The organism is Enterobacter sp. SORGH_AS_0287, assembly GCF_031453695.1.
In the GTDB taxonomy this organism is placed as follows: Bacteria; Pseudomonadota; Gammaproteobacteria; order Enterobacterales; family Enterobacteriaceae; genus Enterobacter; species Enterobacter ludwigii.
This window is the reverse complement of sequence record NZ_JAVIZW010000001.1, coordinates 1,240,166-1,252,423: the sequence shown is the minus strand read 5'-3', so window position 1 is coordinate 1,252,423 and position 12,258 is coordinate 1,240,166. Positions and strand designations below refer to the sequence as shown.

The window sequence follows — 12,258 nt, the reverse complement described above, 5'->3', positions numbered from 1 at the left end:
TGCCCGGCCATGGAGTGTCGGGACGTAGAGACCAAAATACAAATCTATCCATGCAAGCATTTACCGCCATATTATGGCGGTTTTTTTTGTCTGCAATCCGGCCACTAGCGGGCAGGCCGCGAATAGTGTTTGCGATACTGGGCCGGTGAAAGGGCGAACTGCTGCCGAAAATGGTGACGCAGGGTCGATGCCTGACCGAATCCGGTCTGCTCCGCGATGCTGTCGATACTTAAGCGACTGCTTTCCAGATAATCTTTTGCCCTCAGCAGGCGCTCATTGAGCAGCCAGCGCGCGGGCGTGGTGCCGGTCGCATCCTGAAAGCGGCGCAGAAAGGTGCGTTGACTCATGCCAACCCGACGCGCCAGTGAATCAACGCTGTGCGATACGGCAAGATGGGTGTGCAGAAAATCAAACAGCTGACCGAGACGCTGACTTTCGCGCAGTTGCGCCACCGGGCGGCTTAGCTGCTGCGGCTGTGAGCCATCCCGGTGCGGGGGAATGACCAGACGACGCGCTACGGTGTTGGCGATTTCCATCCCATAATCCCGCCGGACCACGTGCAGGCATAAATCGATGCCTGCCGCGCTGCCCGCCGAGGTGAGAATGTCGCCGTCGTCCTGATAAAGTACATCTTCAACCACCTCGATGGCCGGGTAACGGGCCTTAAGCGCCTCAATATAGCGCCAGTGCGTTGTGGCTTTACGCCCATCCAGCAGCCCGGCAGCGGCAAGAACAAACACGCCGGAACAGATCGACAAAAGCTGGCATCCCCGCGCATTGGCCTTACGTAATGCCGCGCAGAGCGCGGGCGGAACCGGTGAATCCAGTCCTCGCCAGCCGGGCACAACGATCAGGTCGGCCGTCTCAAGAAGGGTTAAATCACCGTCGGTGATGAGGCGAATCCCCCCGGTCGCCCGAAGTTCACCGCTGTCTACGCCCGCCACGGCAAAACGATACCATTCGTCTCCCAGTTCCGGACGCGGCAGACCAAAGATTTCCACTGCCACGCCAAACTCAAAGGTACACAAACCGTCATACGCCAGCACAATGACCTGAGGGCGGGAAATCTGTCTTAAGTTTGTCATCTTTTTGCTGTTTTCTGGCATAAGCGAGCGCATTCACGGGCTGAATTTGTGGATAGAGTAGTGTTAACACAAACGCCAAAGATGAGGAAGGATCATGAGTTATGTTACTGAATTTCCGGCTGCTGAACCCCAGGAAGCCGTTACCCATTTTCTGCGCCGCCTGAGCGTCGAGACCGATTGCGCCGATGTGCATCATGCCATCACGAATCATGAACAGGATTTCGTCCTGCTGCACGTCGTCGGGAGCCCGCAGCAGTTCGCCCGCCGTCACGTTCCCGGTGCGCTACATATGCCGTGGCGTCAGATCACCGCCGAACGCATGGCCCAGTGGCCTGACGGCACGCTGTTTGTGGTCTATTGCGCCGGGCCTCACTGCAACGGTGCGGACAGAGCCGCGCTGAAGCTGGCGCGTCTGGGGCTGCCGGTGAAAATTATGCTCGGCGGGATCACCGGCTGGGAAGATGAAAAGTTTGAGTTTGCGAGCCAGGAATCGCTCTCCGCACTGTGAAGATGAATTTTTTTCAACACCCGTGAAATTTTCTCGTTTGCCGGCTGGCGGCAGGTATGACATCTTTTTTTGGACATTTAGACATCCAGAAGTCTAAAGATTCAAATAATGAATTATCACTGCGGGCAATTATTGTCGGCAGATAAAGGAGATTTCCATGCAACGACACCATGCCCCATACCGCGCCGATGTAGTTGGCAGCTTTTTACGTCCGGATGCCATCAAACAGGCTCGCCTGAAATACGCCAGCGGCGAAATTGATGCCGGGCAGCTTCGTGCGGTTGAGGATGAGGCGATCCGCCATGTTGTCGAGCAGCAGTGCGCCTGTGGCTTGCATGTGGTGACCGACGGTGAATTTCGTCGTGCCTGGTGGCACTTTGATTTCTTCGACGGTCTGCAGGGTGTTGAGCGTTACGATTCTCAGCAGGGTATTCAGTTCAACGGTGTACAGACCAAAGCCCACGGCGTGCGCGTGACCGGCAAGCTGGGCTTTGGCGATCACCCGATGCTGGAGGATTTCCGCTACCTGAAAAGCATTAGCGGGAATGCTCAGCCGAAGATGACCATTCCCAGCCCGAGCGTGCTGCATTTCCGCGGTGGGCGCAAAGACATTGATGCGACGGTCTACCCGGATCTGAAGGACTATTTTGACGATCTGGCGACCACCTGGCGGGACGCGATTCGGGCGTTTTACGACGCGGGCTGCCGTTATCTGCAGCTGGATGACACCGTCTGGGCCTATCTCTGTTCGGACGATCAACGTCGTCAGATCCGCGAGCGTGGTGACGATGCCGACGAGCTGGCGCGTATATATGCCCGCGTTCTGAATAAGGCACTGGAGGGCAAGCCGGACGATCTCACCATCGGGCTGCATGTCTGTCGCGGAAACTTCCGTTCAACCTGGATTTCCGAAGGGGGCTATGAGCCGGTGGCTGAAGTGCTGTTCGGGACGGTCAACGTGGATGCCTTTTTCCTTGAGTACGACAATGACCGGAGCGGTGATTTTGCACCACTGCGTTTTGTTCGCCCGGGCAAGCAGCAGGTGGTGCTCGGCCTTATTACCACCAAAAATGGCGAGCTGGAGAACCCGGAAGGGGTGAAGGCGCGTCTGGAAGAGGCGGCGAAATACGTGGCTAAAGAGCAGATTTGCCTGAGCCCGCAGTGCGGATTTGCCTCTACCGAAGAGGGCAACAGCCTGAGCGAAACCCAGCAGTGGGACAAAGTCCGCCTGGTGACGCAGATCGCCAGCGAAGTCTGGTAAACCCTCCGCCACAGCGCTGCATTATAAAAGTGCAGCGCTGTACCATTCTGAGTCGTTCTTTTTACATCCTTCGTTACTTCTCCTGTCATAGCGCTTTATCCATCCTGGCATCCTTTTTGCTCTCTCTAAGCTGACGTTTTTATTTTCTGCGTCCACGCCGTAACGGACGCCTTTGCACAGCTTTCTTTTTCAGGAGTGAAAATATGCACCGTCGTACCTTATTAAAAGCCTTCGCATTGTCCGCGTCTGTCGTAGCTATGGGGATGAGTTTTGGCGCTCAGGCGGCCGATACCATCAAGGTGGGGATCATGCATTCCCTTTCCGGCACGATGGCGATTTCCGAAACGCCGCTTAAAGATGTTGCGCTGATGACCATCGATGAGATCAACGCCAAAGGGGGCGTGCTGGGTAAGAAGCTGGAACCGGTAGTGGTTGACCCGGCCTCGAACTGGCCGCTGTTTGCTGAAAAAGCGCGCCAGCTGCTGAGCCAGGACAAAGTAGCGGTGGTGTTTGGTTGCTGGACGTCGGTGTCGCGTAAATCGGTGCTGCCGGTGTTTGAGGAGCTGAACGGACTGCTGTTCTACCCGGTGCAGTATGAGGGTGAAGAGATGTCACCTAACGTCTTCTATACCGGCGCCGCGCCAAACCAGCAGGCGATCCCGGCGGTGGAGTACCTGATGAGTGAAGACGGAGGCAGCGCGAAACGCTTCTTCCTGTTAGGCACCGATTACGTTTATCCCCGCACCACGAACAAAATCTTGCGTGCTTTCCTGCATTCGAAAGGGGTGGAAGACAAAGACATTGAAGAGGTATACACCCCGTTTGGTCACAGCGATTACCAGACAATCGTTTCCAGTATCAAAAAATTCTCTGCCGGAGGGAAAACCGCGGTGGTTTCCACCATCAACGGCGACTCCAACGTTCCGTTCTATAAAGAGCTGGCTAACCAGGGCCTGAAAGCTACCGATGTTCCGGTTGTGGCCTTCTCCGTGGGAGAAGAGGAGCTGCGCGGGATTGACACCAAACCGCTGGTGGGCAACCTGGCGGCGTGGAACTACTTTGAGTCCGTTGATAACCCGACCAACCAGGCGTTTGTGGCGGATTACAAAGCGTATGCCAGGGCACACAAATTGCCGAACGCCGACACCGTGGTCACCAACGACCCGATGGAAGCCACCTACGTCGGGATCCACATGTGGGCGCAGGCGGTTGAAAAAGCAGGTACCACCGACGTCGATAAAGTTCGGGCGGCAATGGCCGGTCAGTCCTTCAAGGCCCCTTCAGGCTTTACGCTCACCATGGATGCCACCAACCACCATCTGCATAAGCCGGTCATGATTGGCGAAATTGAAGGTAACGGCCAGTTTAATGTGGTCTGGCAGACGGAACAGCCGGTGCGTGCTCAGCCGTGGAGTCCCTTCATTGCCGGTAATGACAAAAAGCCCGATCAGCCGATGAAAACCGCCAGCAACTAAGTTATCACCGCAGGGAGAAAAGTCATGAACGCCATACGCACGATCATCGCTATTGTGTGGCTTACCGGACTGCTGCCAGGGATGGTGCAGGCATCGGATGCCGACCAATTCGTGGCCGCCAGTCGCAGCCAGCAGGCAGAACTGTTGACGCAGTGGGCAACCGCACCGGAGGCGGCACGGTTGCCGCTGCTCCAGGCGCTACAAAGTGAAAGTCTCTATACCGACAGCCAGAAACATGCGTTTGCACAACGCCAGGGGGCAATGGTTCCCCTGGGTGAAACAAAAGCCGCAGCAGGCCAAACCAAAGCCGTGCGTCTGACCAACCGGCTGCGCAATCTGGTGGCGACGGCAATGGCAACCCATCAACTTGTGAGTGACAGTGTCACGGAAAGGCGTGCGGCAGCTCGTCAACTCCAGCGGGATGCACAGCCTGAAATGCTCGATTTCCTGCAAAAACGGGTGAGCAGCGAAACGGATGATGTGGCCCGTCAGTCGCTGATGCTGGCGCTGGCGAACCTCCAGCTGGCAAGTCCGCAGGCTGCGGTGCGCCTGAACGCTGTGGTGCTGTTAGGGCAATCAGACGATCCGGACGTTCAGTCCCGGCTGACGCCGTATACGCAGGCAGCATCGGAGCCGGATGCCGGCGTGCGTGCTGCCGCTGCCGAAAGTCTGAAACAGATTGAGCATCGCCTGATGTGGGGCGATCTGCTTGGTCAGGCGTTTATGGGGCTCTCGCTGGGGTCGGTACTGTTGCTCGCCGCGCTGGGGCTGGCAATTACCTACGGCCTGCTGGGGGTGATTAACATGGCCCACGGGGAGATGCTGATGCTGGGCGCGTACGCCACCTGGATGGTTCAGCAGGTGATGGCCGGCTTCGCCCCACAGTGGCTGGCGCTCTACCCGATCGTTGCACTGCCGGTGGCGTTTATTGTGACCGTCAGCATCGGGATGGTGCTTGAGCGTACCGTTATTCGTCATTTGTATGGCCGACCGCTGGAAACGTTGCTGGCGACATGGGGTATTAGCCTGATGATTATTCAGCTGGTACGCATGACGTTTGGCGCCCAGAACCTGGAGGTGGCAAACCCGGCATGGCTGTCCGGTGGCGTGCAGGTGTTTGCCAATCTGACGCTGCCGTGGAACCGCATTGTGGTACTGGGTTTTGTGCTGCTGGTGCTGTTCTTCACGTGGCTCATTCTGAACAAAACCCGTCTTGGTCTGAACGTGCGCGCAGTAACGCAAAATCGCAGTATGGCGGCCTGCTGCGGGGTACCGACAGGTCGCGTCGATATGCTGGCCTTTGGGCTTGGCTCGGGGATTGCGGGTCTGGGGGGCGTGGCGTTATCGCAGTTAGGCAACGTTGGGCCAGAACTGGGCCAGGGTTATATCATCGACTCGTTCCTCGTGGTGGTGCTTGGCGGGGTGGGTCAACTGGCAGGTAGCGTGGCCGCGGCGTTTGGGCTGGGGATCTTTAATAAAATTCTCGAACCGCAAATGGGGGCAGTATTGGGCAAAATCCTGATCCTGGTGGCGATTATTCTGTTTATTCAGAAACGTCCGCAGGGGTTATTCGCACTGAAAGGGAGGGTTACTGACTGATGAGCCAGCCGCTTACCTTAACGCTGGCGCGCAAAGCGCCACGCACGACGCAGATAGCCGGTAGCCTGATCGTGGCCTGCCTGCTGGTTTTACCGTTTTTCGCCTTACTGCCCGCGACGCATCCGCTGGCGATCTCGACCTGGATGCTCACGCTCACGGGTAAGATCCTCTGTTATGCCATCGTCGCCGTGGCGCTCGATCTGGTGTGGGGCTATGCCGGAATGCTCTCCCTGGGGCACGGTATCTTCTTCGCGCTGGGCGGCTATGCGATGGGCATGTACCTGATGCGCCAGGCGGCGGGTGACGGGCTGCCCGCGTTTATGTCGTTTCTCTCCTGGAGTGAACTGCCGTGGTTCTGGTGGGGGACGCAGCACTTTGTCTGGGCACTGGTATTAATTGTGATGGTGCCGGGGATGCTGGCGCTGGTGTTTGGCTGGTTTGCCTTTCGCTCAAAAATCAAAGGGGTCTATTTTTCGATCATGACCCAGGCGCTGACGTACGCGGGGATGTTGCTGTTCTTTCGCAATGAAACCGGCTTTGGCGGAAATAACGGCTTTACCGGTTTTACCACGCTGCTCGGGTTCTCCGTTACCGCGACTACCACCCGTATTGCGCTGTTTCTGGCTACCGTGATGCTGTTGCTGATAGCGCTGGGCACAGGCTTCGCGCTGGCGAAAAGTAAGTTCGGTCGCATTCTGACCGCGGTGCGTGACGCCGAAAACCGCCTGACGTTTTGCGGGTACGATCCCCGTGGTTTCAAGCTGCTGGTGTGGACACTTTCAGCCGTACTCTGCGGTCTGGCCGGTGCACTGTATGTGCCGCAGGTGGGCATTATCAACCCGGGTGAAATGTCGCCAACCAACTCAATTGAAGCGGCCATCTGGGTCGCGCTGGGGGGGCGCGGCACGCTGGTCGGCCCGGTGATAGGCGCGGCGCTGGTAAACGGTGCGAAGAGCGTCTTTACCGTCGCCCTGCCGGAATACTGGCAGCTGTTTCTGGGGCTGATTTTCATTGCCGTGACGCTGTTTTTACCGCGCGGTGTCTACGGTCTGTTTCGTAAGGGAGAACACTAATGCAGCCAGCCGAAGGATTATTTACCCGCCAGTTACCCGGGGATCGCTATCGCGACCAGACCGATCCGGTACTGCAGCTTGAAGCCATCAACGTGAATTTCGATGGTTTTCAGGCGCTGACGGACCTCTCACTGAACATTGGCGTGGGTGAATTGCGCTGCGTGATTGGCCCCAACGGTGCGGGAAAAACGACATTAATGGACGTGATTACCGGCAAAACGCGGCCTAAAAGCGGCAGAGCGCTGTACGATCAGTCCATCGACCTGACGGCGCTTGAACCCGCCGAGATCGCCCGCCAGGGCATCGGACGTAAGTTCCAGAAGCCCACGGTCTTTGAAGCGCTCACGGTGTGGGAAAATCTTGAGATTGCGATGAAAACTGACAAATCCGTCTGGGCGAGCCTGCGGGCCAGACTCAACGGCGAGCAGCGGGATCGTATTGACGAGATGCTGCTCTTGCTGCGGCTTGGCGGTGAGCGCGATCGCCGCGCCGGACTGCTTTCGCACGGGCAAAAGCAGTTTCTGGAGATTGGCATGCTGCTGGTGCAGGACCCGCATCTGCTGTTGCTGGATGAACCGGCGGCCGGAATGACCGACGCGGAGACCGACTATACGGCTGAGCTGTTCAGAACCCTTGCGGGCAAACACTCCCTGATGGTGGTCGAGCACGATATGGGCTTTGTCGAAACCATTGCCGACCACGTGACGGTGCTGCACCAGGGACGCGTGCTGGCGGAGGGGTCACTTCGCCAGGTGCAGGCCAATGAGCAGGTCATAGAAGTCTATCTGGGACGCTAAGGAGCCGTCATGTTACAGGTGAACGAACTGAATCAGTATTACGGCGGCAGTCATATTCTGCGCGGGGTCAGTTTTGAAGCGGCGACCGGTGAAGTGACCTGTCTGCTGGGGCGCAACGGGGTGGGGAAAACCACGCTGCTCAAGTGTCTGATGGGCCTGATCCCGGTAAAAACAGGAGACATTATCTGGCAGGGAAAAAAAATCACCCACAGCAAACCGCACCAGCGCGTGCAGTCCGGTGTGGCCTATGTTCCGCAGGGGCGTGAGATTTTTCCACGCTTAACGGTCGAGGAGAATCTGTTGCTCGGGCTGTCACGCTTCCCCGCCCGCGACGCAAAGCGCGTCCCGGAGGATATCTGGCAGTTGTTCCCGGTGCTTAAAGAGATGAAGCATCGTCGTGGAGGCGATCTCTCCGGCGGTCAGCAGCAACAGCTGGCGATTGGTCGCGCCCTGGCGAGCCGGCCACAGCTGTTAATCCTCGATGAACCCACGGAAGGTATTCAGCCGTCGGTGATCAAAGAGATAGGCCTGGTGATCCGCAAGCTGGCGGACAGAGGGGATATGGCAATCCTGCTCGTAGAGCAGTTTTACGATTTCGCCGCTGAGCTTGCCGACAGCTATCTGCTGATGTCGCGCGGGACCATCATTCAGCGTGGACGGGGCGATACAATGGAACAAGAGGGCGTTCGCGGACTGGTTGCGATTTGAAATGTTATATTATAACATCCTCATTCTTATAAAACGGAGTGAGGAGTTTGTTTTGGCTGCACATATTGGCAAATTTGCAATGACTCTGGGGGCGCTGCTGGTAAGTGGTCAGCTGTTTGCCCATTCGCATGGACATCAGATGACGGAAGCGGAACAGAAGGCGGCGAACGGCGTCTTTGAGGATAAAGACGTCAAAGACAGAAAGCTGTCTGACTGGGATGGGACATGGCAATCCGTCTATCCGTTTTTGCTCGATGGCGCGCTGGATCCGGTTTTTAAACAGAAAGCGCAGAAGGACAAAAAATCCTTCGACGAGGTGAAAGCCTACTATCGCACAGGGTATGCGACGGACGTTGAGGCTATCGGCATCGAAAACAACGTGATGGAATTCCACAAAGGTAAGGCTATCGGTCGCTGCCAGTATGATTACAGCGGCTATAAGATCCTGACTTATGCATCAGGTAAGAAAGGGGTTCGCTATCTGTTCGAGTGTAAAGATCCGGACAGCAAGGCGCCGAAGTTTGTCCAGTTCAGCGACCATACCATCGCCCCAAAAGCCTCTTCCCATTTCCATATCTTTATGGGCAACACCTCCCACGAGACGCTGCTAAAAGAGATGGATAACTGGCCGACGTACTACCCGAACGAAATGTACAAACAGCAGGTGGTCGACGAGATGCTGCACCATTAATGGCCTGCCCGATGCCGGGTGGGCGTCATGCCGCCCGGCGTTGAGGACTTAAGCCACTTTCGGCATTTCGCACCACGCCTTCACGCTCATTCCACGCAAAATCATCAGCCAGGCAATCACGATGGCAACCATCATGATCGCAAACAGTGACCAGTGCGGCAGGTTGGTAAGGATAATACCGGTGATCATCGGGTTTGCCGCCGCCCCAAGCCAGCCCAGCGCCTGGGCAGAGAAGTAACTCGCTTTCATACCCGGCGGGGCAATATTGTCGATCAGCATATATTCGCCAGGTGCATAGATAATCTCACCCAGCGTAAACACCGCTGCCGCAATGCCCCAGTAGACCAGGTTTTCCCCGGAGAGCATAAAACCGCCCAGACCCAGGACGAAGAAGAGTGTTCCCGCCGTCATCAGCGGACGTATATTGGTGGCGGAGATCTTGCGACCGATAACGTATTGCAGGGTGACGACCACCGCAGCATTCACCGGCAGCACCACGGCGACCACGTTTTGCGCAAAGTTGCTGTCGGCATTCGCAGCCAGCACGTACTGCGAAATACAGCTGGCGAATGACCCGCCCACATACGACGCCAGCAGGCCGGAAAGGGTGTACCAGAAGAGGGCGCGGTCTTTAAGCAGTACAGACGGTTGCCACGGCATTTTCTCTTCGGTGGCATCGAGCGCAACGCTTTTTTGCACGAAGAAATGGATAAAACCGAGTGGCAGTGCGGCACAAAAAGCGGCCAGCCAGAACGGCAGCTGCAGGCTGTACATCACCAGTAAGGTGCCCACCGGCGGCCCGATCGTCCAGCCAATGTTCAGGAAGCTATAGTTTAGCGAGAAAACGCGCGCTTTTTGGCTCGAGGTCAGCACATCGGCAAACCAGGCCTTCAGCACCGTTGAAAACACCGAATAGGCGCAGTTAATCAGGGAAAAGAAGAGCACCACCAGCGTGACGTTATCCACCAGCGGGATGGCAACAAACCCGGCAATAAAGGCGACGATTGAAATCAGCATGTAGCGCTTTTTATCAAACTTATCGGCGAGGATGCCAAACCCCATACTGAATACCACACCGACGGTAAGCGCAATGGTCAGGGCATAACCAATATTCTCGACGCTCATATTAAATACACGCGTGAGATGGATGGTCATAAACGGCAGCGTTGCCCCACGACCAATGGTTAATAATAACGACGACGCCAGCAGCGCTGCGGTTGAGCGCCTGAGTGATGGTTTCATATTCCTGCCTGACAATTGCGTTTGGTATTTTGAGCCGCAGAGATTCTGGCCGCGCTCGCTCGCCGCCATCCTGCAACGTGTATTATTTTAGGTATATATCAGGAGTATCACGACATAAGGGGCTTGTATAGCACCTAATTTATCCGTAAGTGCTTCAGTTGACTGCCAGAAATAATGATCTTCTCGTGGCATGTTTTTTTCGTTACCTTGAAGTGTTTACAAAAATTTAATCATTCAGGGGCAGAGTATGACGCGAAAAGACGGGCTGCTGGCGTTGCTGGTGGTCATCGTATGGGGTCTGAATTTTGTGGTCATCAAGCTTGGGTTGCATAACATGCCCCCACTCATGCTGGCCGGTTTGCGTTTTCTGCTGGTGGCCTTCCCGGCGCTCTTCTTTGTCGCGCGCCCGAAAATTCCGTTCAGACTCTTACTGGGATACGGCCTGACCATCAGCTTTGGCCAGTTCGCGTTTCTGTTCTGCGCCATTAAGTTCGGGATGCCCGCCGGTCTGGCTTCGCTGGTGTTACAGGCTCAGGCGTTCTTTACCATCATTCTCGGGGCGTTTGTCTTTGGCGAGCGTCTGCAGGGTAAACAGCTGGCGGGGATCACCCTTGCGGTGTTCGGCGTGCTGGTGCTGATAGAAGCCAGCCTGAACGGGCAGCACGTGGCGTTACTGGGCTTTATGTTAACGCTGGCGGCAGGACTGAGCTGGGCCTGCGGGAATATCTTCAACAAGCTGATTATGCAGCATGAGGCGCGCCCGAAGGTGATGTCGCTGGTGGTCTGGAGCGCACTGATCCCCATTGTTCCGTTTATGGTTGCGGCGCTCATTTTTGATGGGCCGGACGTGATGCTGAAAAGCCTGGTGGAAATCGATCTCACCACCATTTTATCGCTGATCTACCTGGCGTTTGTGGCCACCATTATTGGTTACGGGATCTGGGGATCGCTGCTGGGTCGCTACGAAACCTGGCGCGTGGCGCCGTTATCCCTGCTGGTTCCGGTGGTAGGGTTGGCCAGCGCCGCGCTGTTGCTCGATGAAAAGCTGAGTGCGCTGCAGCTGCTGGGGGCCGTGCTGATCATGGCCGGGCTGTACATCAACGTGTTTGGTTTGCGCGTGCGTCGGGTAACGCGGGCAAGAGGATAGGCATAAAAAAAGCCCCGCATCCGCGGGGCAAAAACGAATCAGAAGCTGTGCTGATTATAATAAGGCACGCCTAACTCGTCGGATTTGTCACTACCAGCACCCATGTGGTTGAAGTCATAAGGTGACTGGTCATGTGCTGACGGCAAAATCATCGTGTCACGATTATTTTGCTGCGTTGCACGAGGGGTTTGCTCCGCGAAGGTCTGGCTGGAAAACAGCACCAGCAAGGCGAGGGCGGCGGAGGCTGTAACTTTCATGATTTCCTCGGTTACGTCTTTACAGGCGATGATTAACTACAATGTTTTAGTGGATACAGGTATCGGGATTCACCCGGCACGCTGGTAATACGGTATTTGTGAGGCGGCACGTCGAAGTAGTTCTTAAACGTACGCGTCAGGGTTTGCTGTGATTCAAAACCGTAACGTTCCGCCAGATAAAGGATCGGCTCATTGCTTTCTTTCAGCTTCTGGGCAATTTCCGTCAGCTTGCGGCTGCGAATATATTGACCTAATGAATGGCCGGTCTCTTTTTTGAACATCCGTTGCAGGTGCCATTTGGAGTAACCTGAACGCTCTGACACTTTTTCAAGGGAGAGCGGCGATTCCAGGTTATCTTCGATCCAGTCCAAAATGCTATGAATAGTAATAGCGTCAGTATTGCGTCTGGACATCG

General features: G+C 56.0%; 13 protein-coding genes. 9 read left to right on the top strand and 4 right to left on the bottom strand.

Annotated features, from left to right (window positions below; genetic code table 11):
* Positions 1-104: 104 nt before the first annotated feature.
* Positions 105-1,106 carry a transcriptional regulator FtrA gene (ftrA, locus tag QE396_RS05965; RefSeq protein WP_032670382.1) on the bottom strand — a complete coding sequence of 334 codons (1,002 nt, stop codon included), beginning with the start codon at positions 1,104-1,106 and terminating at the stop codon, positions 105-107.
* Positions 1,107-1,179: 73 nt separating this feature from the next.
* Here ftrA and QE396_RS05960 point away from each other — a divergent pair, with 73 nt between their 5' ends.
* From QE396_RS05960 to zinT, 8 genes are all read left to right on the top strand, one after another.
* A complete protein-coding gene (locus QE396_RS05960; RefSeq protein ID WP_025204217.1) occupies positions 1,180-1,593 on the top strand; it encodes a rhodanese-like domain-containing protein in 414 nt (137 codons plus the stop codon).
* Positions 1,594-1,750: 157 nt separating this feature from the next.
* The gene (locus tag QE396_RS05955; RefSeq protein WP_047366215.1) at positions 1,751-2,854 is read left to right on the top strand and encodes a cobalamin-independent methionine synthase II family protein; all 1,104 of its coding nucleotides are present in this window, start codon (positions 1,751-1,753) and stop codon (positions 2,852-2,854) included.
* Positions 2,855-3,057: 203 nt separating this feature from the next.
* The gene (gene urtA / locus QE396_RS05950) at positions 3,058-4,329 is read left to right on the top strand and encodes an urea ABC transporter substrate-binding protein (RefSeq protein ID WP_020884166.1); all 1,272 of its coding nucleotides are present in this window, start codon (positions 3,058-3,060) and stop codon (positions 4,327-4,329) included.
* 24 nt (positions 4,330-4,353) lie between these two features.
* Positions 4,354-5,928 (top strand): urea ABC transporter permease subunit UrtB, encoded by a 1,575-nt coding sequence (urtB, locus tag QE396_RS05945; protein ID WP_020884165.1) that lies wholly within the window; start codon positions 4,354-4,356, stop codon positions 5,926-5,928.
* A complete protein-coding gene (gene urtC / locus QE396_RS05940; protein WP_020884164.1) occupies positions 5,928-7,001 on the top strand; it encodes an urea ABC transporter permease subunit UrtC in 1,074 nt (357 codons plus the stop codon). Before urtB ends, urtC begins: the two co-directional genes overlap by 1 nt.
* Positions 7,001-7,798, top strand: coding sequence for an urea ABC transporter ATP-binding protein UrtD (urtD, locus tag QE396_RS05935; protein ID WP_020884163.1), 798 nt, complete (start codon positions 7,001-7,003; stop codon positions 7,796-7,798). The genes urtC and urtD overlap by 1 nt, the downstream gene beginning before the upstream one ends.
* Positions 7,799-7,807: 9 nt before the next feature.
* The gene (urtE, locus tag QE396_RS05930) at positions 7,808-8,506 is read left to right on the top strand and encodes an urea ABC transporter ATP-binding subunit UrtE (protein WP_014170038.1); all 699 of its coding nucleotides are present in this window, start codon (positions 7,808-7,810) and stop codon (positions 8,504-8,506) included.
* A 52-nt stretch (positions 8,507-8,558) separates the two neighbouring features.
* The gene (gene zinT, locus QE396_RS05925; protein WP_020884162.1) at positions 8,559-9,197 is read left to right on the top strand and encodes a metal-binding protein ZinT; all 639 of its coding nucleotides are present in this window, start codon (positions 8,559-8,561) and stop codon (positions 9,195-9,197) included.
* 48 nt (positions 9,198-9,245) lie between these two features.
* Here the strand turns inward: zinT and ydeE are convergent, their stop codons facing one another.
* Positions 9,246-10,439, bottom strand: a complete 1,194-nt coding sequence (gene ydeE / locus QE396_RS05920; RefSeq protein WP_309950342.1) for an efflux MFS transporter YdeE — start codon at positions 10,437-10,439, stop codon at positions 9,246-9,248.
* A gap of 247 nt (positions 10,440-10,686) precedes the next feature.
* Here ydeE and eamA point away from each other — a divergent pair, with 247 nt between their 5' ends.
* Entirely contained in the window at positions 10,687-11,586 is a 900-nt protein-coding gene (eamA, locus tag QE396_RS05915) for an O-acetylserine/cysteine exporter (RefSeq protein ID WP_020884160.1), read from the top strand.
* A gap of 38 nt (positions 11,587-11,624) precedes the next feature.
* On the opposite strand, the gene marB is transcribed toward eamA, so the two are convergent.
* Together marB and marA are read right to left on the bottom strand one after the other, a co-directional pair.
* Positions 11,625-11,843 carry a multiple antibiotic resistance protein MarB gene (marB, locus tag QE396_RS05910; RefSeq protein WP_014170042.1) on the bottom strand — a complete coding sequence of 73 codons (219 nt, stop codon included), beginning with the start codon at positions 11,841-11,843 and terminating at the stop codon, positions 11,625-11,627.
* A gap of 32 nt (positions 11,844-11,875) precedes the next feature.
* Positions 11,876-12,256, bottom strand: a complete 381-nt coding sequence (gene marA / locus QE396_RS05905; RefSeq protein ID WP_008502237.1) for an MDR efflux pump AcrAB transcriptional activator MarA — start codon at positions 12,254-12,256, stop codon at positions 11,876-11,878.
* Positions 12,257-12,258: the final 2 nt, after the last annotated feature.